Here is a 21379-nt window from a genome sequence, read left to right as displayed (position 1 = left end):
ATGAATTATTTGGACCGCAATGAGTTTAACTACGCACCTTCGCAAGAGGTGGTGGAGGCTCTGAAGAATTTTGATATAAACAAACTCTGTTTCTATACCCGTATCTACGACGAAGGCAAGAAGAGCATTCTGTCCGTTTATCTGTCCGAGACTTACGGAATCGATGAGCCGCAGGTGCTGTTGGGTTATGGTGGAGAAGATATATTGAAACAAGCAGTCCACTATTTCCTGACCCAAGAGGATGGGAACAAGACGATGCTCATTCCTAAATTCTCGTGGTGGTACTATAAATCCATTGCTGATGAAGTGGACGGGCATACGTTGCAGTATCCATTGTATGAGGATGGCAATACCTTTAAATATGATTTCGCTGCCATGAAAGAGATGGTACAGCGTGAGAATCCCAAGGTCCTGTTAATCGCTTCGCCCAATAATCCCACCGGTAACGGTCTGACCCCTGCAGAATTGGACGCTTTGTTGGCTGAGTTGCCCGTAACAACCATCGTTTTGGTGGACGAAGCCTATGCCTCTTTCGTATCTACTGATACGGACTATATTAAAATGCTGGTTGATAAATATCCCAACCTGATTATTTCACGCACGCTTTCCAAGTTCTACGGATTGCCCGGATTGCGCATGGGGTTTGGGTTTATGAGTAAGGAGTTGGCCAGCTTTGGCAAATACAGCAACAAATATCTGGGTTATAACCGTATCTCTGAGGATATTGCTATTGCCGCACTGAAATCGGATGCGCATTACCGGAATATAGCACGGCTGATGAATGAGAGTCGTGCCTGCTTTGAAGCGGAGATAGGGACGTTGCCTGGTTTCAAGGTATATGAGTCGGTGGCGAACTTTGTCCTTATAAAATATCCGATTGTCTTGAAAGAACGCTTACAGAAAGCTTTTGCCGACGAGGATTATAAGGTGAAGTTCATGAATGAACCAGACATCAATACCCATTTGCGTATTACATTGGGGCGTCCTGAACAGAACCGTATTGTCATTGACACCATTAAAAAAATTGCATTACAATGAAAGCGGTTATACTGGCTGCAGGGATAGCTTCGCGTTTGCGTCCGCTGACTGATACCACCCCGAAGTGCCTTCTGAAGGTGGGAGAGCGTTGCTTGCTGCAAAGAGCCTTTGATGCCTTGCTGCAGAATGGCTTTCGGGAGTTTGTCATCGTCACCGGATACAGGCAACAGCAGATTGTGGATTTCCTCGAATCCCACTATCCGGCATTGAAGGTTACCTTTATCTATAATGAAGCCTATGCTTCTACCAACAATATCTACTCCTTATGGCTCACACGGCCCTATGCGGATAAAGAAGAAGTCCTGCTGCTGGACAGCGATATACTCTTTGATCCACAGCTCGTTGCCAAGCTGCTTGGATATGCCCAAGCGGATGCGCTGGCTCTGAACCGTCATGCGCTGGGAGAGGAAGAAATCAAGGTGATAGCGGATACCGAGGACAAAGTGCTGGAAATCAGCAAGACTTGCTCCATATCCCAAGCCATCGGAGAGTCCATCGGCATCGAGAAGATGTCTGCCGCCTATACGGAGGCGCTTTTCCGGGAACTGGAGGTAATGATTACAAAGGAAGGTTTGGATAACATCTTCTATGAGCGTGCTTTTGAGCGTCTCATACCGCAAGGACACTCTTTCTATGCACTCGATACTACCGAATATTTTTCAGTGGAGCTTGATACGGTGAATGACTTTGAGCAAGCACAGCGGTTGATTCCTTCACAACTTTATTAATTAATGGGCTGACTTCTATGGCAGATTATGATATACGTCCTTTGCAGCTTTGCATTCTGAAGATATTGCTTGCTGTGGATAAAGTGTGTAAAGAGCATGGCTTGCGCTATTATATTATGGCGGGCACTATGCTTGGTGCAGTCCGTCATAAGGGATTCATCCCTTGGGACGACGATTTGGATATCGGTATGCCGAGGGCAGATTATGATTTGTTGATGTCCCATTCCAAGGAGTGGCTTCCCCGGCCTTACGAGGCTGTCTGTGCCGAAAACGACCCCGATTACCCGTTGCCATTTGCCAAGATACAAGATGCCGATACGACTCTTATCGAGCGTATGCACCTGAAATACCTGGGAGGTATCTACTTGGATGTGTTCCCGTTGGACGGTGTGCCGCAGGGCAATCTGCAACAGCGAATCCATTTTGCCCGCTATGAATTCTACAAGCGGGTACTCTACTTTATCTACCGCGACCCTTATAAGCATGGGAAAGGTCCCGGCTCGTGGTTGCCGTTGTTGTGCAGGAAGCTCTTTACTACTGCCGGCGTACAGAGAAGCATCCGGAATGTGATGACTGCCTATGACTTTGACAAGTCTTCGTTGGTCTGTGATTATGACGACGGTATGCGCGGCATCATGCCCAAGACAGAATTGGGAACTCCGACTCCCGTCCTGTTTGAGGACGAAACAGTATGGGGAGTACAGGATTATGATGCCTATCTGACCCGGAAATATGGAGACTACATGGTAATACCGAAACAAAGCGGGCAGAGACAGCATAATTTCCATTATCTTGATTTGGATAAGCCCTACAGAGAATACAAAGGAGTATGATTTGCAGATAAAACATCTTTTAATACAACATCACTTTGTGAGATTAAAATCATAAGACAGCGGCAATTTTGCGGACTTGCGCCAGCTTCTCCATGAATGATTTGTCTTTCCGGGTGGTTAGCATATTGTATTTCAGTTGCAGGCGCATCAACGTCTCTGCATCGACATTCAATGCCGCTTCAAATAGCAGCGCTGTCTTTTCCGTCAATGGACGGTGAGCGTTGAGAATCTCGTTCAATACGGAATATTGCATACCCATTTGTGTCGCCAGTTTGCGCTGCGATATGCCTCGACATTCGATTTCATCTTTTAAAATCTCCCCCGGATGTGTCGGATAAGCAGGTGTTAACCTATTTGCGCACATTCTTTTGTTTATGTTCTTATCTGTATCCATATTTTTTATTTGTAATGGTTCGACAAATCTGTTATATCACATATTGTAGCAATGGTTTCTCCGTCCTTGATATGCTCCTCAAACTCTATTCGATATTGGTCATTTACCCGTACCGATGACAATCCGGTTTTATCTCCTTTCAGTTTCTCGTAGTTCAATGAATTGTAATTCAAAAGAGAAAGGACATTCGGCAATTCCACCATCAGGTCTATGACACGGATATATTTGCGGATTATCTGAGGTTGGTATCGGTGCTTCTTGTCAGATACGCCTTCGGTATATAACCGTTGCAAATATTCCTCGTTGAAATTGATTTCCATTATATGTTGTATTACTATGCAAAGGTATAACTTTTATTCGATATGTTCGCAAAAAAAGCGAATGCAAAATCGCTCATAATCATTAGTGCCCCGATTTTAACGGGCACTAATAATATCAATTAAAACATTAAAATAGCGCAAATAGCCTGTCCTTGATAACATTACATCAATGGCAGACTTCTTTTGTGTCTTTCAACAGGGACATTTACTGAATATCCTTACATTTTCCAAAATTTCCATAAGGGACCGAAATCTTTGGTTAATAAATAAAATACGCCTTTTAGGCGGCTGCGTATTAGACTTATGTTGAATCTATTTCCCGTTTTAAAAGTTCCTATCTTTTGGGAATTGAAATCTTCTCCTTTGTAAGTGAAAACTTTGCGGAATGTGGATGAAGTCATGCCCCATTTTAATAGAAATTGCATTTGACCACAATTCTTGCGTATGCGGGTAGTCGATTTTGTTTCAAAATGATAGATACGGCTGGCTTGTAGCCCTTTCATGAATCTGACTCCACACATATATAATTTTGCGGTGAAATCTGGGTCGCTGTACATTCCGGGTGAGTATTCTATACTATAACCGCCCACTAAATCCCAAATGTCTCGGTGTACGATATTGGGAGGAATGGTAGCCCCCATCCAGTCGTTTATTGGGTAGCTCATGTATTCTTTCAGTAATTTATCTTCTTGAAAAGTTTCGATACTGTCTCCATAATTGGCCAAGATGGTTGATGCGCTTTGTGTGTGTGGCTGTATTGATGTAGCTGAAAGAAAGAAATAATTATCAGGCAGCTTTTCTATTTCGTCATAAAGAACCTTGTCCCAAAAAGGGAGTACATACATATCATCATTCAAAAATAGAATATAATCAGTTTTGACTTTAGTGCGCATCATATTCATAGCAAAACATACTCCGACATTCTGTTCAGAATGTGTGTAATCAATTTCTTCTTTTTTTATCCACTCTAAAGTCCCATCACTTCCGTCGTTTACGTGTACAATGATTTGGTGATTGTAATAAGAGTTTCTTTGGATGCTTTGTATGCATAGTTTTAGGAAAGCAAGGTTATTCCATGTAGGTATAACGATTGAAAATAGTCTGTCTTTGGATTTTATAGCTGCCATCTTTTGTTGATTGAGAAAATGAACACAAAGATATTTATATAAATGGAGTTTTTGATTATAATTACTTGAAAACATTTATATTTTATAATATACGAAAACAATATTAGTTTGAAATATACTGTTTTAAGAGTAATATATAATACTTTTAAAATAGTCTGGATTTGAATTGAATTTTTATGCTTGCGTTTTATGTTGGCTGATGTTCTGTATTATATGATTAGCCTATATCGCTATTTGCGAAACTTGAATTAAGTTATTACTTTTGTGCCGAATCAGCATTTCTAATTAATTTGTTATGACCAAATTCTTAATTATCCGTTTCAGTTCCATAGGCGATATTATCCAGTGCATGGGGGTTATTGGCGGAATACGTGAACGATTTGCAGATGTGGAAATCCATTGGATTACCCGGAAAGATATGGTGGGAACCTTGTCGATGGATGGCAGGATTGATAAAATCTGGGCGTTTGACAAGGAGACCGGACTTGCCGGGTTGTTGAAAATGGCGGCTGATTTGAGAAAAGAGCATTTCGACTACATTTATGACGCTCATAGTAATATCCGTTCCAACATATTGAAGCTGATATTGTCTCCATTGCCTTTTGTGAAACCTTATGTTGCTTTGCGGAGCAAAGAGAGAGGCAAACGCTTTTTGTTGTTTAAACTGGGAATCAATCATTTCGACAAGCCTTTCAGGGGGATGGTGTCTTTTCAGAAACCATTGAAGAAATGGGGAATTACGCATTTTCCGGACAACTATCACGACTGGCATTTCCCGGATGAAATACGTAGCAAGTATGAGAACTTTGTAACCAAAGATATGATTACGCTGGTGCCGTCTGCCAACTGGGAAATGAAACGCTGGCCCGTTTCCTATTGGAAAGAATTGGTTGCCCTTCTTCCTGAGTATAAATTTGTTATTCTGGCTGGTCCGAAGGATACTTTCTGTGAGGAAATCAGAAGTGCTGCACCGGAACGGGTAGTTAACCTTGCGGGGCAAACCTCATTGATGGAGTCTTCTTACATAGTGTTGCGTTCCAATCTGGTAATCAGCGCTGATACGGGTTTTATGCATGCCGCTGATTTGTTCCGTGTTCCTGCTTTTGCCTTGATGGGACCTACGGCCTTCGGTTTCCCTACGGGACCTACGGTGGAAATACTCGAAACAGCCCTGCCTTGCCGTCCGTGCACCAAAGACGGACGGGGTAAATGCAAGCTGGCTGTTTATCAGAAGTGTATGGTGGATATTACCCCCCAACAAGTCGCTGAAAAGATTATTGCTTCTCTTGGTTGATGGCGCCTATAGTCTTTGTAGTGGAATAACCGTCTACGAAAGGGATAGTTACTGTTTCTTGGGCGTACTCCCTGCCTACAATGTTTTCTATGGCATAGTCGCCACCTTTTACCAACACGTCCGGTGCAACTGTCTTGATGAGATTCAGAGGGGTGTCTTCCGTAAAAATCACTACGTAGTCCACTGCTTCCAAGGCTGCCAGGACTGTGGAGCGGGCGTTTTCATCATTGATGGGGCGCGATTCCCCTTTCAGACGTTTTACCGAGCTGTCCGAATTCAATCCTACGATAAGTACGTCCCCCAGTCTTTTGGCCTTTTCCAGATAGCACACGTGTCCTTTGTGCAGAATGTCGAAGCAGCCGTTTGTGAATACGATTTTGCGCTCCTGCGCACGCAGTTGTTTTATAGTATCTGCAAGTTGGGGAATAGGAATAAGTTTGCTGGCCGGTTTCCCGATTTGTAGCTCGTCCTGCAACTCTTTGAACAGAATGGGGCTGGTGCCTATTTTCCCGACTACAATGCCGGCCGCTTTATTGGCAAGATAAATGGCATCTGCAATAGGGATACCGGATGCCAGTCTGGTATATTCAACAGAAGAACGATGCTATATGGTTAGTGCTATCCGCTATGTAGATGAAGTGGTGGTCTATCGAAACGTGGGTGATATTGTGGATGAAGTGGATTTCGACCTGTTTGCCAAAGGCCCCGACCAGTCTCATGCGGGATTTCAGCGCGTAGTGGATTATTGTGGCGAGAATGACAAAGAAGTGGTTGTCATGGCCCGTACGGAAGGAATCTCCTCTTCAGAATTGAAGGACCTGATTAAATGTATGAAGTGATGAATATCAAAGACATAAAGATAGAAAGATGGCGAATTACGATATAAGACCTCTGCAACTTAGGCTGCTGGATATCCTGATGGCCATTGATGCGATGTGCCGTAAATACAATCTTAAGTATTATCTGGTAGACGGCTCTCTTATCGGTGCCGTACGCGAGAAAGGCTTTATTCCCTGGGATGATGATATGGACATCTGCATGCCCCGCGAAGATTACGAGAAGCTGATTGCGCATAGCTGGGAATGGCTCCCTGCTCCGTACGAGTTTGTCTGTTTTGAGAATGACCCTGAATATCCGCTTCATTTTGGCAAGGTGCAGGATGCAAGTACCACGTTGATAGAACGTCCCCATTTGTATTATTGGGGCGGGGTGTATGTGGATGTGTTTCCCATTGACGGGCACCGGAAGGAAAACTCGCGCAGCGGTTTTACGACATTAAGTACAAATACCTGAAGAAGGCGCTCTATTTCCTTTTTCGCGACCCTTATCGTCACGGACACGGGCCTTCGTGCTGGCTGCCCTTGCTGGTGCGCAAATGCTATACGTTGCCGGGGTTGCAGATGAAGATAAAGCGGCACATGATGCTTTATGATTTGCGCACGAGCCGCGTGGCAGCCGTCAACCACAATGACGGACTGGGCAGTATGGTTGATAAAGAGAAGGTATTGGGGGAACCTACACCTATAGAATTTGAAGGAAAGACTGTTATGGGCATGAGGGATAACGATGCTTATCTGACGCAGTTATTCGGTGATTATATGACTCCTCCTCCTGAGGGTAAACGTCATCAGCACAACTTTTATTTTATGGATTTGAATCTGCCTTATCGGGAGTACAGGAAATGACTTACCTCCGTCTCTGGCTAACGGTCAGAACAGTTTCTTATAAAAGCGTTTGTTTCTTTTCCTTTTTTCAAATTTACCAAGTGCATCCATTACCTGCTTCGTGCTTTGTGCAATATCCCAGCCACGCAAGGAGGCATATTCTTCTGTGATATATTGCAGCAAGTCTCTCCTGTGGGTGATTCTCTTCAGGTTCTCCAGACATTCTTTGGGTGAAGCGGAAGCCTTGAAGGTGGAACGGTTGGTATCGATGACGGTGAAGTGATACTTCCCCGCCTCATCAATGTGATAAAGGATGTTGCTCAGATTGGGGTCTCCGTGGAAGAATCCTTTTTGATGCATGGATACGAAAAAAGACGCCAGAGCAGAAGCCGCCCGCTTGTCGAATGCTTCTTCTTTTACCAGTAGCGGATAGAGCGGCGGGTAATGGCATACGCCGGAGATGAAGTAGCCGGTATGGAACAGCCGATACTTTTTGCATTCAATGCATGCGATGCCTTCGGGAGTGTCTATCCCGATTGATTCTAACTTCTGGGCATATAAGAATGCTCTTTTTGCTTTGCTCTTCCGCCAGAAAGTATAGGCCAGCCGTTGGATGAGGTTCGGTGTCTTGTATCGTTTTACAATCCATTCTTTATCATCGTTCTTGAATCTTTTGACCACATTGCGGCTGGCGTATATGGTTTCTCCTTCTGTTCCGAATTTCTCCGGCAGATTGGAGACAAATTCGAATGCCGATTGGTATTTGGGGTGGATGAGAATCTGCATACGGTTATTATTGGTTGGTGGTTTGCAGAAAAGCTATGGCCTTTTCTGCTGCTTGTTTGAAATAGAATCCTTTGGATATCCTGTCACTCATTCTCAATACATTGTTTCTCATCTCGCGGTATTCTTCGACAGTAATTGAAAGGAGTAATCGGTTCAGGTCTTCCAGTTTGCCGATACATAATCCCAAGCGGTTGCTTTGCACGAAAGGTGCCAAGGCAGCTCGCTCCCAGATAATGACGGGCAGTCCGCAACGAATGTATAGTGAGGTCTTGTGCGGAGTGTTGAACTGGAGGTACTCTCCGAAGTCTCCACAGCAGGTTTCTACGGAATCTCCGTCCCATACAAGGCCGAAATCCCCTTCTACGGATTCGATTAGCGTGTCGGACTGTACGAACCCTTTTATGCGAAAATGCTCCCTGCCTTTTGCCTCTTCCAGGAAGAATCCGCTGCCATACAAGTTTACGGAGTATCCTTCTATCTTTTCTCCCCATGAGTAAAGGAAGGCATTTTTTCGTCGGCTGAGTGCTCCGGCATATACAATCTGGTAGGGGGGGGATGGCAACTCCTTGTGTGCGTCCGGCCGCGCTACCGATAAATAATCCCATACTCCCAGATGGCCGACAGGTATCTGGCAATGTCGGTCTTTTATCCATTGCTGCATGGCAGGATTGGTCGCGATGATATAGTCGGCATGTTCCAGTCTCTTTATTTCTTGGGAAACTGAGAGCTTTTTGCGACGGAAAGAACCCAAGTCGTGTATGAGTATCACTATCTTGCAGCCTTTGAAATGGGCGACGTTGCAGATGAAGCTGAAATACTTCTTTAGGGGATATTGCAGGAAGAGTATGTCTCCTTTTCTTAAACAAACTAATGCTTTCAATACTCCAAAAAGTGTCAGTACAAATGATACGATGACGTGGGGAGAGAAAGTACGTTTGAGTCCGATGTTTCTGAATCCCCATCCCGCCATTAAATCTTCCATATCCGTTTTGGCTTTGTAGCCGGAACTGGAGACTCCTTTGTAGTTACGAGACAAATAACATTTCATGGTTTTTTGCTGATTACTGATTCTACTTTTTGTATGATACTTTGGACTTTTATCTGCGTTAAGCAGGCATAGTCGTCTCTGAGGCAAGGCTTGTTGCCGAAAATGGAACAAGGGCGGCAGGGTAGGTCTTCTGTTTGTATCGCATTTCCGGCGGTTTGTCCCCATCCCATAAATCCGGCAAAAGGATGCGTCGCTCCCCAGATGGAAATCACGGGAGTGGCAGTCAGCGAAGCCAAGTGCATGTTGGCCGAGTCCATAGATACCATTACTTTCAAATGGCTCATCAAGGCTAGCTCTTCGTCCAGTTTTAGTTTTCCTGCCAATGACAGCACATTGTTGTATGCTTTACTCCATAGCTCTAATTTTTCCGTTTCGGTTTTTCCTCCTCCGAACAGGAATATTCTCCAGTCTTTGTGAGATGAAGCTTCCTCTATCAGTTGGGCAATGGTGGTGTCGGGCAAAGTCTTTCCCCGATGTGCTGCGAAAGGGGCAATCCCTATCCAATGTTTGTCGTCGGGCATTCCGGTGACGGATTGGAACAGGGAAATGGCACCTTTTCCTTCGCTGTAGATGGAACAGAAAGTCGGTTCTATGGGATAGCCCAATTTGTCGAGTACTTCTTCATAACGGATAAAGGAGGAAGGAAGTTGTCTCAACTCCTTGTGCTTTGGTTTCACCAGTTTTCTTTTTTCCTTACGGCCTTTGTCGATGTGTGCTATTTTTGCTCCCGAAAAAATGAAAAGCATCCGTAATATTTGGGTGCGCAGCACGTCATGAAGGTCGGCCACGGCATCATAATGCCTCTCTTTTTTCAGTTCGCGGAACAGTCGAAACAACCCTCCCAGTCCTTTATATCGGTTTACGTCAACTCCCCGAAAGTGCACGTTAGACGGTGCTTCGGCAAACAAAGGTTGCATGAACGGTCTGCTTAGGACTGTGATATCCAGTTCCGGATATTGTCGGGCCAAGGAGTCAATGACCGGTACTGTCATCGCCACATCGCCTAATGCCGAAAATCTGATAACCAAGAGTTTCATTTCCTGCCGTAAAGAACCGGATTCAAACTTGGGTCATTGTACATCTTCATCTGTTTGTAGACCTTCATGTATTTGCTTCCGGCTTCAATGTCTGCAATCAGTTGGTCGATGGCGGTAGATAAATCATGCCGTTGCTCCAGCAGAATGTTCAGTTTGGCTTCGCACTGCGCATGATGTTCGGCGGTAGTCTCCGTACGCTCCACTTCCTGGCGCATGTGATGTATTTTCAATGCCAGGATGGAAAGTCGGTCGATGGCCCATGCCGGGCTTTCGGTATTGATGGTAGCGTCCGGCTTTACTTGGATACTCTTGTATTTGTCCAGAAAATAGCTGTCTATCAGTTCCACCAGATCCGTGCGGTCTTGGTTGGACTTGTCTATTCTTCTTTTAATCTTCAAAGCTTCTGAAGGCTCGATATTCGGGTCGCGGATGATGTCTTCCAGATGCCACTGTACGGTATCTATCCAGTTCTTCAGATACAGATAGTACTCAATGCTTCTCAGCTCGTAAGGATTTTGAATAGGAGTGTCCACATGGTCTTCCTTGTGATAGTCAAGAATAGATTCTGTAAATATACGATTGCTAAGTGTTGTAAAGCTCATAACTTCAAAGATTAAATGATAAACTATGATTTATTGAATGACAAAGCTAAGCAAACTTTCCTATATATCCAATTATTGTTGGGCTTTTTGTGTTGTCCCCGCACGGCTCTTTCATTTGTAGTAGTTATCGGAAACTTTAGCTATTCCCGTTTCAATCATTAATGAAAAACATCCGAAGTATTTGAGAAAAACATCCGAAGTGTAAAGGATAAAGTTGGAAGATATAAAGAGGAAGAGGTTTTTCCAGCTTTGGTCTTTCTATCCCAAACCTTGGGATAGAAAGACCAAGGCTTGGGATACATGTCCGTAAGCTGAGGATAAACCTTGCGCAACATAACTCCTTTAAATGAAAGAGCCGTGCTGCCCCGTCTTCTTGACAGCGCGTTGCCGGAGTTTTTCTACTTTGGCTGGGAGAGGTAATCGAAGCGAATCATCTGGTCGGAAATATCGTATGCTTTTTTGGCGAACTCGGCTTCTGCCGGGGTGGGCTCTTCACCTACCACCTCCATTTGGGGGCTGACGGCGAATCCTTTCTTGCATGGGTCGAGGATGCTTTGGCCCAATCCGCTCCAGTAGTAATCATCCAGTTGGAGCAGGTTCAGTAAGGTGGGGTACATGTCGATTTGCCCCATCACTTTGTCATAACGCATGCCTATCGGAGAGTTTACTATGATGAAAGGGGTGAATGTCTTGTCGGATACGATACCCTTGCCACCGGGGGCGTTACACAATTCTTCACGGTAGGCAGCCAGTCCTTCGTGGTCACCGGTGATGACGATAAGGGTCTCGTCGTATTGTGGGAGTGTTTTCAAGTACTCCACGAATTTTCCTATCGCCTTGTCCGTATAGCGTGCAGTGGTCATATAGTCATTCATTTTCTGCGGAATGGCCGGAGAGAAATGAATCTCTTTTAATTCTTCAGGCAATTTGAAGGGAGCATGGCCGGAGTAGGTCACCAGCTGCATGTAAACATTCTCCCCCTTCTTCCAGATTTCCCCCTTCTCTATTTTTTGGCTGCATTGCGCCAGGAAGGAGCCGTCTCCGGTACGTTTGTGCGTGCCAAAGGCTTCTGTCAGTTCAAAGTCATGATAAGCAATGATGGTGTCGGTCCCGAAACTGTAGGCTATGACGCCTTGGTTCCAGGTCGATACTTTATCAATGGTCAGGAGGTAGTTGCGCGAGTTCTTCTGCTGATGCATGGCTTTTTGCAGGGTTCCGTAGGTGTGGTCAGGATATTGGCTGCTGTATGTGCCGCTGTTGATAGGCAGCATACCGGCGCAAAGCAACAGCTGTGCATCAATGGAACGTCCTCCTTTCACTTGCGTCAGTACGTGGGGAGCGTATAAGGTGGTGGAGTCTTGCAGCAGTTTGTTGAGATATGGAGTAATCTCTTGCCTTTCCACTTCCCTTTCGAGTACCCAGCTTTCCAAAGATTCTGCCAGAATGACGATGCAGTTGTTGCGGATTCCGATACGTCCGGCCAAAGGGTGATGTCCGGGTTTCTGGCTCAGCCACTCCTTTATCTCTTGCTGTATCTGTGGGGTGGCCTCCTGCTTCTGGTTGATGAGGTCATAGCATAGGCTTCCGAAGACGGTATACATGGAAGTGGTGCTTGCACACAGATAGGCTTTCTGGCGGACGGTGTTGTATGCTTCCTTGAATCCTCCTTTGGCCAGGGTGGTGATGGCAAACAGCAGGATACCGATTCCCAAAGCTCCTCCGTAATACTTGTATGATGTTCTTCCGGCGGTATTTCTTTTGTAATGCCAATAAAGGGGGATACTGGCAATGGTAGATAGAGGGAAGAAGATGTCGTACCAGCGGAAGGAGTCGTAAACGCTTCCGGTGAAATCGGTGAGGTTTCCAGAAAGTCCATAGCTGTTAAGTGGGATGGCAGTATAGTAGGTGCGGAAATACATCAGGTTGACAATCAGTAGTATATCCAGCAAAAGCATGATGACTATTTCTGTTTTCCAGAGCCGGAAGAACTTATAGGGGACGAGAAGTACGAGGGTGGCTATTATTTTGGTCGCATAAAATTCGATGGTAGAGAATGAAGCGAATGTGGTGGGTATGCTCCAGATGAAATCGAATAGCAGGAATTTGAAAAAAATGGTGATTCCGAACAAAAGAGTCACTTTATCTGTTGCCCCTTGTTGACTGTCGGAGCAATGAAAAAGATTTCTTTTCATAAAATAGTATTTTTAAAATATTGGGGTGCAAAGATAGATATTTTAGAGAAGAAAAAGCTTCATAAACAGCAACTTTTGGAGAAAAGTTGATAAAAGTCATTTTTTTTTCTGGATTGATGCAGTATATGCAGAATTCTTGTATTTACTTTGCAGACGTTTAAAGCAAAGAAAACAGAATTGTAACAAACTAAGGGCTGGACTTTATTGTTCTATTGGTAATTTGAGGTGACGATTGTGTTGTTGCCGTGATATTTTGAGTGTATGAAGAAGCATTATTTATTTTTCGTTTCGGTAGCCTATTCCTATCCTATACTTCGCCCGCTTCAAGACGAAATCAGGCGTAGAGGGGATGATGTTGCATGGTTTATCGAGCCAGACTGCCCGGTTCTGTTGGATCAAGATGAGAGGTGGCTTCAAACTGTTCAGGAAGTGATGGATTATCAGCCTATTGCAGTTTTTGCACCGGGTAATTATATTTATGATTTCTTCCCGGGAGTGAAAGTTTCTCTTTTTCATGGCTACCCTATCAATAAGCGTGGCGATGAAAAGGACGACCATTTTTCTGTTCGCGGATGGTTTGATGTCTATTGCACGCAAGGAGAAACGAGCACTCTTCCTTTCAAGGAACTTGAGAGGAAATACGGCTTCTTCAAGGTATACGAGACAGGCTGGTGCAAGGCGGATACTTTCGTGAAGGAACGTGCGCATATTCCTCATAATGCACGTCCGGTAGTCTTCTACTCCTCCACGTTTACAAAAAATATTACTTCCGCCCCTCATCTGTTTGATACCATCAAGAGACTGGTACGCGAGAAGAACTGGGATTGGATTATTTCGTTCCATCCGAAATTCTCGGATATGGAAGTCCTCAAGAAATACAAGGAACTGGCTGCTTCCTGCCCCAATATTACTTTCCACGAGAGTGGACTTGTCGATGCCAAGCTGCTGAACAGTGCAGATGTACTGTTATCCGATGCTTCGTCCGTCATTGTCGAGGCGATGATGTTGGACAAGCCGGTGGTGACCTATTGCAACACCATGCCGGGACCTCATTTGCTGAATGTCACTGACACGGATGCTGTAGAGGGAGCGATAGAAAAGGCCATTTCCCGTCCGGCAGAACTGATGGAGCGGATGCGTGCTTATGTGCACAAGCATGAGGCCCATCTGGACGGTGAGTCCTCTTCACGGGTACTGGATGTCGTAAACAACTACATCTGGTATTTTCAAGGTAAAACCAGAACCAAGCCCTGGAATCTGGTGCGTAAGTTTAAATTGCGATGGCGGGTGGGCTATCCGTTGATGGCCACTTTGCGGTTGTGGTAATTGTCATAGCTTATGGAGAACACTGAGACACTAGCTCTGATAAGTATTATTGTACCGGTCTATAATGTAAAGAATTACTTGGAGAAATGCCTGCAATCTATTTGCGGGCAGACTTATAAGAATCTGGAAATAATATTGATTGACGACGGCTCTTCCGATGGTTCGGGAGAGCTTTGTGATTTATTTGCCCAAAGGGATGGGCGGATAAAGGTTATCCACCAGACGAATGCAGGTCAGAGTGCAGCCAGGAATAGAGGTTTGGCTGTAGCTCAAGGTGAATTCCTTGGTTTCGTGGATAGCGACGACTGGATTGAACCGGATATGTACGAATTCTTGTATCACTTACTGAAAGCGAATGGGGCGGATATATCCATTTGCTCGCATTATCGGGACAAAGGTGGGAAGAGTGTGGCAAAGTATGCTTCGGGAGAGCAGTTTGTGTTTACTCGTGATGAGGCTGTCCGTGCTCTGGCAGTAGACAAACATGTCAGAAACTATATGGTGGATAAATTGTTCAAACGCAGCCTGTTTGCAGGTATTGTCTTTCCGGTTAATCGTGTTTTTGAGGATTTGGCCATTTGCTATCGGGTGTTTTACGGGGCAGGGAAGGTTGTGATGCAGGATACTCCTAAATACCATTATATGATACGGGAGGGGAGCACGATGCAGAGCAGGTATAATCCCCGGAAAGAATATAACCTTTTTCAGAGCGTCTACGAGCAAGTGAAGTTCATACTTGAAAAAGATATATGGGATAAAGCTGGAGTTTATGTCATGCGTCGTGGAATACGCTTACTGGACCATACAATGATGGTAGAAGCCTCTGTTTCCACTGATGAAGTCATTCGTGATGTGATTACCAAAATGCATGAATTTGACTATGTCGGTTATGGGCAATTGGGCTTTTCTCTTTCTTTGAAACGTTATCTTATTTATAATCATAAGGACTTCTATCGGAAAGCTTATCGGTTGATAAGGTCAATCTTCAAATCGAAACGTCATAAGTATTAAAACTGATTGAGTATGGCTGAAATAAAGATGTCTATTATAGTTCCGGCATATAATGCAGAGAAATATCTGGAACGTTGCCTTGATTCATTGGTAAATCAAGATTTGTCGACCAAGGAATATGAGATTATCGTAATTAATGATGGTTCAACAGATAGAACCGGAGCTATTTTACATGAATATTCCAATCGTTATTCTTATTTTCATTGTATGACAGTAGAAAATAGCGGTGTCAGTGAAGCACGAAATTATGGTTGTCGGAAAGCTAAAGGAAAATATTTTTTATTTGTTGATGCGGATGACTGGATTCAAAGTAATGTCTTACAATATGTTTATGACTCTCTTGAAAAAGATGAATTAGACATTTTGGTAATGGATTTTCAGTATTGGGATGAAAAAGGAAAACTTCCCAAAGAGTTTAATCGAGTGTCTGATGAAAAGGTCTTGTCGGCTCAAGTTTGGTCTGGAACGGATTTTATGCAACAGTTTTTGCCACAAGTGGTCTGGTGCAATGCTTATAGAGCCTCTTTCTGGCAAGAACATAAATTGAAGTTCTTGCCTATTCGTCATGAAGATGAAGAAATTATTCCCAGAATCTTCTTTTATGCAAGGCGTGTAAAATATTCATCTATAATTTTCTATCATTATTATAAGAATTCAGATTCGTTTATGATGAATTATGATGAACACGCTTCTCTTTATATGCTTCAGGCTATGGAGAGCTTGGAAGCATTTAGACAAAAGAATGTGAAAACGGAAAAGATGAATAGTTTTTTTAAAAATTTGATTGCAAGAAGGCTATTGACTACTTTTCGTATAGGAATAAGAAAAGGGATACCGGCAAGATTCCAGCATGAGATGATTGTGCAAATGAAAGCAAAGGGACTATCACCGTTACCTAAAGGAAAGGGAATTATGCATATCTTTTTATATAAGTATGCCCCTTCTTTATTTATTGCATATTATCGTAGCAAAGAGAAACGAAAAAGAAAATAACTTTTGGACTAAATGATAGCTTTTTATGATGTAGGGAAAGTGAATTTGTATTAGAGTCTGAGTTGAAACTAATTATGAAGCGAATTTTATTTTTTCATGAAGTGTTTCCTTGTGGAGGAGCAGAAAGGGTTACAATTGATATAGCTAATTATCTATCTGGCTATGGTTATGAAAGCTTTGTGGCTTTATGCCATAAAACGTATGATGTAGCTGGTATAGAAATCATAGAACTTCCTAATCAGGATATTAATTCGTTGGAGAATGCGAATGCTTTTATTGAAATTATAAATTCACTCTTTATTGATGTTTTTGTATTGCCTATACATCTTTTGAAACATCTGGATTACATCATGGACGGTGTTCATTGCAAGCTGGTATTTGCGCCGCATAGTATTCCTTTATGGGAGGCTGTGGCAAAAGTGGCAGATAAAGGTAAACGTGCCGAAGGTTCGTGGTTGAAAATGTTGAAGTGGCGTTTTATAACTTGTCCAAGGGAAAAATGGTTCCCAAAATATGATAAGCCGTTTATTGAACAACATAAAAATTTGTATGGGCGGGCTGATGCATATGTTGTATTGTGCGAAGACTACAAGCATACGCTGATAAAGAAACTTGGTGTACCTTTTGAGAACAATAAATTTCACGTGATACCCAACTCTGAAAGGCAAATTCTTTCGGTCAACCATCATAAGAAGAAACAAATATTATTTGTAGGGCGCTTTACTTATGTTGATAAACGTGTGGATAGGTTGATTGATGTTTGGAAGCGGATTTATAAACAAGTGCCGGATTGGGAGCTGCTTCTGATTGGTGATGGTGTTGAAAGGCAGAACCTTCAGCAGAAAGCTACTGCCTGCAATTTGCAAAGGATTCGTTTCTTGGGCTATCAGGAAGATGTGTCCGGTTTTTATAGGGATGCATCGGTGCTGTGTCTGACATCTACTTTTGAGGGGTGGGGGCTTTGCTTGACGGAAGCGCAGGCGAATGGAGTAGTGCCCGTGGCTTATGATTGTGGCGCTGGAGTGCGGGAGATAATTTCACCGTCAGGAGTGAATGGATTTCTTGTATCGCCTTTTAATCAATCTAAATATGCGCGGACACTGTTGAAGCTATTGAAGGATCCCGATATGTTGAAACAAATGCGGCAGAATGTTGTCGTGAAAGCGCAAGAGTACTCTCCGCAGATTGTGGGAAAGAAATGGAAAGAGTTGTTTGAATCCTTGTGATAGACTAAAAGCTTTGATGTATGAATAGTGATGCTTTGCCGTTGGTTTCTGTTATCATACCTGTTTTTAATACAGAGAAATATATTGAGGATTGCATTTTTAGTGTGATAAATCAGAACTATAGCCGATTGGAAATTATAATAGTGAATGATGGGAGTACTGATGGAAGCCGTTCAATAATCCAGAAATATATGGAAGTTGACAGGCGTATTGTTTGTATAGACAAGAAAAATGAAGGGTTGCCTCTTGCCAGGAAAACCGGGATATTGAAGGCAAACGGAAAATATATCCAGCATCTTGACAGTGATGACACGTTGATTGATGGGGTTATTGAAAAGTTAGTATGTAGGGCAGAAGAAACTGATGCTGATATTGTTGCATCTTCTTTCCTTTTTTGTTATCCGGACAAGGGGCCTGTTCTTTCAGAGCCTTATACATTCGGTGAGATTTCAGGAATCAGTTATTTCAGGCAGAAATTGAATTTGCAGGCTTATTGGAGTGTGTGGTCTCATTTTCAAAAACGTTCATTGTTTCTTAACAACAAGATTGAAACTGTCGCCGATATATCGATAGGTGAGGATGCCATCATGATGACACAATTGATTCTGGCGGCTGATAGGATTGTTTCTTTGAATATTCCTACTGTTAATTATTATAGAAATTCGTCCTCGATGTCTTGTCTGCCGAATGAGGAAAAGTATAAGGATTTCAGGGCTTATCAACGATGGATTGAGAAATATGTGTCTGCCAAAGGTTTGTCGGAACAATTGGGAAAGGAGATTGCCTATATGCATCTTCAGACTGCATATACGAGTCTTTACTGGAAACAATACGGGGATGTTGCAGATGACATGAGACGGTTGGTTGCTGATGTGAAGCGATACCCGGATTTGGTTGAAAATCTGTCCAGGCGGGAACGTAAGCTGTTGGAGGCTTACAAGCTTTCAACCTTTTGGGGGAATTTGAGGGTAAAATATTATATCTTAAAAAACAAACTATAGAATGAATATATTGCACAAGATAAAATGTAAAATATATCGTTTTCTTCTGAAAAATGGAATGTTGGTTCCTAAGGTGGTACTTTTGATGGATGGTGGGGTCTGCTCACAGATGCATCAGTATTTGCTGGGACATCTTTTTGGACAAAAAGGATATAGGGTGGAATATGACTTGACCTTCTTTAAAGAGTGGGGGAGCGATATGGATTATCATTTTGTCAGAAACTTTGATTTGCAGAAAGCATTTCCCTATTTATCTGTAAAGAAGGCTTCGAAAGTAGCTGTTGACGTGTATAAAAGGAAATATTACAATTTGGGGAACAATACGTTGAGTCGGGAAAATGACTTTTCATTTCTACAAAAGAAGCCTCCGGTCTATTTAGGTGGTTATTATCATGTTCCGGCTGATATTTGGCTTCCTGCATTCCGGTCGCTTTTTAGGGTAATGCCCGAGGTGCTGGATGCACAGAATAAATTGCTGTATTCAGAGATTGGTTCACGTCCTTGTTCCGTGGCTGTCCACGTAAGGCGTGGGGACTTGAAAGTGGAAATTCCGGCTTACGGCAAACCAGCTTCATTGGAGTATTTCAAGTCGGCAGTGACTTATATGCAGGATAGGGATATGTCTTCTTTCTTCTATTTCTTTTCGGATGAGCCGGACTGGGTGAGGGATGAACTTATTCCGCAACTTTATCTTACGGAAGGTAATTGTAAGGTTGTCGATATAAACGGTTCGGATAAAGGATATATGGACTTGTTTTTGATAGCCTGTTGTCGGCATCAGATTACCAGTAAAGGGACTTTGGGCAAATGCGGTGCTCTCTTAGAGGATAGTCCGGAAAAGACAGTAGTCCTTTGCGATGATGAAGTGGAATATCCGTGGAAGGAACTGTTTCTGAATCCGGTGTTTTTATAGAGCCACTTCGTTATTGTTCTCAATGAATGAATAATATGGCGTATATTTACAAATTATAGAAATCTACATTTATCGATATGAGACCTAAACTAAGCATTATAACTGTAAACTTTAATAACAACAGTGGTCTAAGCAAAACGTTGGAAAGCGTCAGACACCAGTCTTTTTCCTCTTACGAGCATATCATTATTGATGCCGGTTCCAAGGATGGTAGTCTGGAAACAATCAAGCAGTATGCGGAAGGAAACCCGCATGTGACATTCTGGGTGTCAGAACCGGACAAAGGGATATACGACGGAATGAATAAGGGAATGGAACATGCTGGTGGAGAATACTTGCAATTCCTTAATTCCGGTGATTTTCTGGTGGGAGATGTTTTAGGTCAGGTGGATTTTGATGGGACGGAATACATTTATGGCGATGTAAGGGTTGCTGTTTCGGCAGATAAGAAGATAAATATACAATCTCCTTTTCCTCTCGACCTTGTCTTCATTTTACTGAAAGATACCATTTGTCATCAAGTGTGTTTCATTCATCACTCCCTTTTCAATAATCAACGATACAGAACGGACTATATCCTGGCTTCCGATTGGATTCATATTGTAGAGAATATTATCCTGAAAGGATGCAGCTATAAACGTGTGCCGGTATGCATTGCCGAATACGACGGAAATGGAATCAGTGCGTCCAGCGGGTCTTTAGGGGTAGACGAGCGGATGCGTTGGATAAAGGATAACATACCGGCAGCATTTTATGATAGCTTGTTGGAACTCGATAGAACCCGGATGGAACTTAATGAGTACAAGAATTCCGAGTTAGGTAAGATAATCCCCATAGTGAGCCATACAAGGAGGTTCTCCAAACGTGCCCGGAAACTCGTTCTGTTCTTGTATAGAATAAATTCCATCTTCTCGTCCTCATCAAGGCGGCATAAGAATCAGAAAAAAAAGAAGTAGTGGTATGGATGTCGTGATATGTGTTTCTTCCAAGGACTGCCTGATTGTCAAGAAGACTGTTTTTTATATTCACCGGAATATAGGAAGTGATAATATTTATATTATAACAGACAAGCATAGTTTCGGCTTCTTTTCAAAAAGGTTCCGGAGCAGATATAATGTCAGTCTGGTTGATGAGGAAGAGATTGTTGCGGACCGTCGGCAGCTGGAGGCAATAGCCGGGCGGCACTTTACATGTGAGTATAGATTCGGATGGTATTACCAGCAGTTCCTCAAGATGGAATTTGCGCGTAGCCGATACGCCAAAGATTATTATCTGATATGGGATAGTGATACCATCCCTCTTAACCGGTTGTCCTTTTTTACCTCAAATAAAATGATATTTACTCCGAAAACAGAATATCATGAGCCCTACTTCAGGACGATGCAGGCGCTCATCGGCTATGGCAAGGCTACGGACTATTCATTTATTGCCGAACACATGCTCGTTTCTGTTCCTATTATGAAGGAGCTGATTCGGAAGATGGAAACTTCCGGCATTCCGGGCGATTCATGGTTTGAGAAGGTTATCAATGCAGCTCCTGCGGATGAGAAGAATGGATTTTCTGAATTCGAAACTTATGGAACTTATTGCCATTACAATTATCCGGATTATTTCATCCTGAAGGAACTCCGCACATTCAGAGAAGCAGGAAACGTTTATAGTCGTAGTATCTCTAAAAGAAAGCTCCGAAAATTATCCAGGAAATACGATACTATTTCGCTGGAAAGCTGGAGCACTCCCCGTAAGTCTATTAGGAAATTGTGCAATGATATGGAGGAATACATATTCTATCCATTGATGAAGCTGGTTTCAAAATTGCGGTAAAATTGAATAGGAAAGGAAATAA

At 43.1% G+C, this 21379-nt stretch carries 22 protein-coding genes and 1 pseudogene; 14 read left to right on the top strand and 9 right to left on the bottom strand.

Going from position 1 to position 21379, the window contains the following annotated elements; all coding sequences use genetic code 11:
* The 3 genes from HU824_RS01950 to HU824_RS01940 are packed head-to-tail and all read left to right on the top strand — an operon-like array spanning window position 1 to window position 2599.
* Entirely contained in the window at window positions 1–1038 is a 1038-nt protein-coding gene (locus HU824_RS01950) for a histidinol-phosphate transaminase (protein WP_009037401.1), read from the top strand.
* Window positions 1035–1766: an NTP transferase domain-containing protein gene (locus HU824_RS01945; protein ID WP_176467901.1), complete on the top strand. Its 732-nt coding sequence runs from the start codon at window positions 1035–1037 to the stop codon at window positions 1764–1766. The genes HU824_RS01950 and HU824_RS01945 overlap by 4 nt, the downstream gene beginning before the upstream one ends.
* Window positions 1767–1783: 17 nt before the next feature.
* A complete protein-coding gene (locus HU824_RS01940) occupies window positions 1784–2599 on the top strand; it encodes a phosphorylcholine transferase LicD (RefSeq protein WP_176467900.1) in 816 nt (271 codons plus the stop codon).
* 49 nt (window positions 2600–2648) lie between these two features.
* Here the strand turns inward: HU824_RS01940 and HU824_RS01935 are convergent, their stop codons facing one another.
* The 3 genes from HU824_RS01935 to HU824_RS01925 all read right to left on the bottom strand — a co-directional run bounded on the left by HU824_RS01935 (window position 2649) and on the right by HU824_RS01925 (window position 4440).
* The gene (locus tag HU824_RS01935; protein WP_136008677.1) at window positions 2649–2993 is read right to left on the bottom strand and encodes a HigA family addiction module antitoxin; all 345 of its coding nucleotides are present in this window, start codon (window positions 2991–2993) and stop codon (window positions 2649–2651) included.
* Window positions 2994–2998: 5 nt separating this feature from the next.
* Complete coding sequence (locus HU824_RS01930; protein ID WP_136008676.1) at window positions 2999–3313, bottom strand: type II toxin-antitoxin system RelE/ParE family toxin; 315 nt, start codon at window positions 3311–3313, stop codon at window positions 2999–3001.
* Window positions 3314–3531: 218 nt separating this feature from the next.
* Window positions 3532–4440, bottom strand: coding sequence for a glycosyltransferase family 2 protein (locus HU824_RS01925; protein WP_136008675.1), 909 nt, complete (start codon window positions 4438–4440; stop codon window positions 3532–3534).
* 295 nt (window positions 4441–4735) lie between these two features.
* On the opposite strand from HU824_RS01925, the gene HU824_RS01920 reads away from it, so the two are divergent.
* The gene (locus tag HU824_RS01920) at window positions 4736–5734 is read left to right on the top strand and encodes a glycosyltransferase family 9 protein (RefSeq protein WP_136008674.1); all 999 of its coding nucleotides are present in this window, start codon (window positions 4736–4738) and stop codon (window positions 5732–5734) included.
* Here HU824_RS01920 and rfaE2 read toward each other — a convergent pair.
* Complete coding sequence (gene rfaE2, locus HU824_RS01915; protein WP_246866849.1) at window positions 5715–6209, bottom strand: D-glycero-beta-D-manno-heptose 1-phosphate adenylyltransferase; 495 nt, start codon at window positions 6207–6209, stop codon at window positions 5715–5717. The two genes, HU824_RS01920 and rfaE2, sit on opposite strands and share 20 nt — an antisense overlap.
* Before the next feature lie 70 nt (window positions 6210–6279).
* On the opposite strand from rfaE2, the gene HU824_RS01910 reads away from it, so the two are divergent.
* Together HU824_RS01910 and HU824_RS01905 are read left to right on the top strand one after the other, a co-directional pair.
* Window positions 6280–6573, top strand: coding sequence for a hypothetical protein (locus HU824_RS01910; protein ID WP_136008673.1), 294 nt, complete (start codon window positions 6280–6282; stop codon window positions 6571–6573).
* A gap of 28 nt (window positions 6574–6601) precedes the next feature.
* A pseudogene (locus HU824_RS01905) lies at window positions 6602–7419 on the top strand (phosphorylcholine transferase LicD).
* Between the two features lie 24 nt (window positions 7420–7443).
* Here HU824_RS01905 and HU824_RS01900 read toward each other — a convergent pair.
* The 5 genes from HU824_RS01900 to HU824_RS01880 all read right to left on the bottom strand — a co-directional run bounded on the left by HU824_RS01900 (window position 7444) and on the right by HU824_RS01880 (window position 13063).
* A complete protein-coding gene (locus tag HU824_RS01900; RefSeq protein WP_176467899.1) occupies window positions 7444–8184 on the bottom strand; it encodes a lipopolysaccharide kinase InaA family protein in 741 nt (246 codons plus the stop codon).
* A 7-nt stretch (window positions 8185–8191) separates the two neighbouring features.
* Entirely contained in the window at window positions 8192–9232 is a 1041-nt protein-coding gene (locus HU824_RS01895) for a galactofuranosyltransferase (protein WP_176467898.1), read from the bottom strand.
* The gene (locus HU824_RS01890; RefSeq protein WP_176467897.1) at window positions 9229–10269 is read right to left on the bottom strand and encodes a glycosyltransferase family 9 protein; all 1041 of its coding nucleotides are present in this window, start codon (window positions 10267–10269) and stop codon (window positions 9229–9231) included. Before HU824_RS01890 ends, HU824_RS01895 begins: the two co-directional genes overlap by 4 nt.
* On the bottom strand, window positions 10266–10871 hold the full coding sequence (locus tag HU824_RS01885) for a DUF4254 domain-containing protein (protein WP_136008668.1): 606 nt from the start codon (window positions 10869–10871) through the stop codon (window positions 10266–10268). Before HU824_RS01885 ends, HU824_RS01890 begins: the two co-directional genes overlap by 4 nt.
* A gap of 398 nt (window positions 10872–11269) precedes the next feature.
* Window positions 11270–13063, bottom strand: coding sequence for an LTA synthase family protein (locus HU824_RS01880; RefSeq protein ID WP_176467896.1), 1794 nt, complete (start codon window positions 13061–13063; stop codon window positions 11270–11272).
* A 261-nt stretch (window positions 13064–13324) separates the two neighbouring features.
* Here HU824_RS01880 and HU824_RS01875 point away from each other — a divergent pair, with 261 nt between their 5' ends.
* The 8 genes from HU824_RS01875 (at window position 13325) to HU824_RS01840 (ending at window position 21357) form a co-directional block, all read left to right on the top strand.
* Complete coding sequence (locus HU824_RS01875) at window positions 13325–14389, top strand: CDP-glycerol glycerophosphotransferase family protein (protein WP_176467895.1); 1065 nt, start codon at window positions 13325–13327, stop codon at window positions 14387–14389.
* Between the two features lie 12 nt (window positions 14390–14401).
* Complete coding sequence (locus HU824_RS01870) at window positions 14402–15400, top strand: glycosyltransferase (protein WP_136008665.1); 999 nt, start codon at window positions 14402–14404, stop codon at window positions 15398–15400.
* 12 nt (window positions 15401–15412) lie between these two features.
* Complete coding sequence (locus tag HU824_RS01865) at window positions 15413–16393, top strand: glycosyltransferase (RefSeq protein ID WP_136008664.1); 981 nt, start codon at window positions 15413–15415, stop codon at window positions 16391–16393.
* A 74-nt stretch (window positions 16394–16467) separates the two neighbouring features.
* Window positions 16468–17619 (top strand): glycosyltransferase, encoded by a 1152-nt coding sequence (locus HU824_RS01860; protein ID WP_136008663.1) that lies wholly within the window; start codon window positions 16468–16470, stop codon window positions 17617–17619.
* Between the two features lie 20 nt (window positions 17620–17639).
* Entirely contained in the window at window positions 17640–18620 is a 981-nt protein-coding gene (locus tag HU824_RS01855) for a glycosyltransferase (RefSeq protein WP_176467894.1), read from the top strand.
* 1 nt (window position 18621) lies between these two features.
* Window positions 18622–19533, top strand: a complete 912-nt coding sequence (locus HU824_RS01850) for an alpha-1,2-fucosyltransferase (protein WP_136008661.1) — start codon at window positions 18622–18624, stop codon at window positions 19531–19533.
* A 77-nt stretch (window positions 19534–19610) separates the two neighbouring features.
* On the top strand, window positions 19611–20489 hold the full coding sequence (locus tag HU824_RS01845; protein ID WP_176467893.1) for a glycosyltransferase family 2 protein: 879 nt from the start codon (window positions 19611–19613) through the stop codon (window positions 20487–20489).
* Between the two features lie 4 nt (window positions 20490–20493).
* Window positions 20494–21357, top strand: a complete 864-nt coding sequence (locus tag HU824_RS01840) for a DUF6492 family protein (protein ID WP_136008659.1) — start codon at window positions 20494–20496, stop codon at window positions 21355–21357.
* Window positions 21358–21379 lie beyond the last annotated feature (22 nt).

The organism is Bacteroides sp. L10-4, from assembly GCF_013373675.1.
Lineage (GTDB): Bacteria > Bacteroidota > Bacteroidia > Bacteroidales > Bacteroidaceae > Bacteroides > Bacteroides muris.
The sequence above is the reverse complement of the archived record's forward strand: the minus strand, read 5'-3'. Positions and strand labels throughout refer to the sequence as shown.

Bases quoted from the DNA above. Each gene is read 5' to 3' on its own strand.
- HU824_RS01880 (WP_176467896.1), bottom strand. From the start codon at position 13,063: ATGAAAAGAAATCTTTTTCATTGCTCCGACAGTCAACAAGGGGCAACA.
- HU824_RS01850 (WP_136008661.1), top strand. From the start codon at position 18,622: ATGAATATATTGCACAAGATAAAATGTAAAATATATCGTTTTCTTCTG.
- HU824_RS01845 (WP_176467893.1), top strand. From the start codon at position 19,611: ATGAGACCTAAACTAAGCATTATAACTGTAAACTTTAATAACAACAGT.
- HU824_RS01875 (WP_176467895.1), top strand. From the start codon at position 13,325: ATGAAGAAGCATTATTTATTTTTCGTTTCGGTAGCCTATTCCTATCCT.
- HU824_RS01925 (WP_136008675.1), bottom strand. From the start codon at position 4,440: ATGGCAGCTATAAAATCCAAAGACAGACTATTTTCAATCGTTATACCT.
- HU824_RS01885 (WP_136008668.1), bottom strand. From the start codon at position 10,871: ATGAGCTTTACAACACTTAGCAATCGTATATTTACAGAATCTATTCTT.
- HU824_RS01935 (WP_136008677.1), bottom strand. From the start codon at position 2,993: ATGGATACAGATAAGAACATAAACAAAAGAATGTGCGCAAATAGGTTA.
- HU824_RS01865 (WP_136008664.1), top strand. From the start codon at position 15,413: ATGGCTGAAATAAAGATGTCTATTATAGTTCCGGCATATAATGCAGAG.
- HU824_RS01940 (WP_176467900.1), top strand. From the start codon at position 1,784: ATGGCAGATTATGATATACGTCCTTTGCAGCTTTGCATTCTGAAGATA.
- HU824_RS01950 (WP_009037401.1), top strand. From the start codon at position 1: ATGAATTATTTGGACCGCAATGAGTTTAACTACGCACCTTCGCAAGAG.
- HU824_RS01870 (WP_136008665.1), top strand. From the start codon at position 14,402: ATGGAGAACACTGAGACACTAGCTCTGATAAGTATTATTGTACCGGTC.
- HU824_RS01890 (WP_176467897.1), bottom strand. From the start codon at position 10,269: ATGAAACTCTTGGTTATCAGATTTTCGGCATTAGGCGATGTGGCGATG.
- HU824_RS01930 (WP_136008676.1), bottom strand. From the start codon at position 3,313: ATGGAAATCAATTTCAACGAGGAATATTTGCAACGGTTATATACCGAA.
- HU824_RS01895 (WP_176467898.1), bottom strand. From the start codon at position 9,232: ATGAAATGTTATTTGTCTCGTAACTACAAAGGAGTCTCCAGTTCCGGC.
- HU824_RS01910 (WP_136008673.1), top strand. From the start codon at position 6,280: ATGGCATCTGCAATAGGGATACCGGATGCCAGTCTGGTATATTCAACA.
- HU824_RS01920 (WP_136008674.1), top strand. From the start codon at position 4,736: ATGACCAAATTCTTAATTATCCGTTTCAGTTCCATAGGCGATATTATC.
- HU824_RS01900 (WP_176467899.1), bottom strand. From the start codon at position 8,184: ATGCAGATTCTCATCCACCCCAAATACCAATCGGCATTCGAATTTGTC.
- HU824_RS01860 (WP_136008663.1), top strand. From the start codon at position 16,468: ATGAAGCGAATTTTATTTTTTCATGAAGTGTTTCCTTGTGGAGGAGCA.
- HU824_RS01855 (WP_176467894.1), top strand. From the start codon at position 17,640: ATGAATAGTGATGCTTTGCCGTTGGTTTCTGTTATCATACCTGTTTTT.
- HU824_RS01840 (WP_136008659.1), top strand. From the start codon at position 20,494: ATGGATGTCGTGATATGTGTTTCTTCCAAGGACTGCCTGATTGTCAAG.
- HU824_RS01945 (WP_176467901.1), top strand. From the start codon at position 1,035: ATGAAAGCGGTTATACTGGCTGCAGGGATAGCTTCGCGTTTGCGTCCG.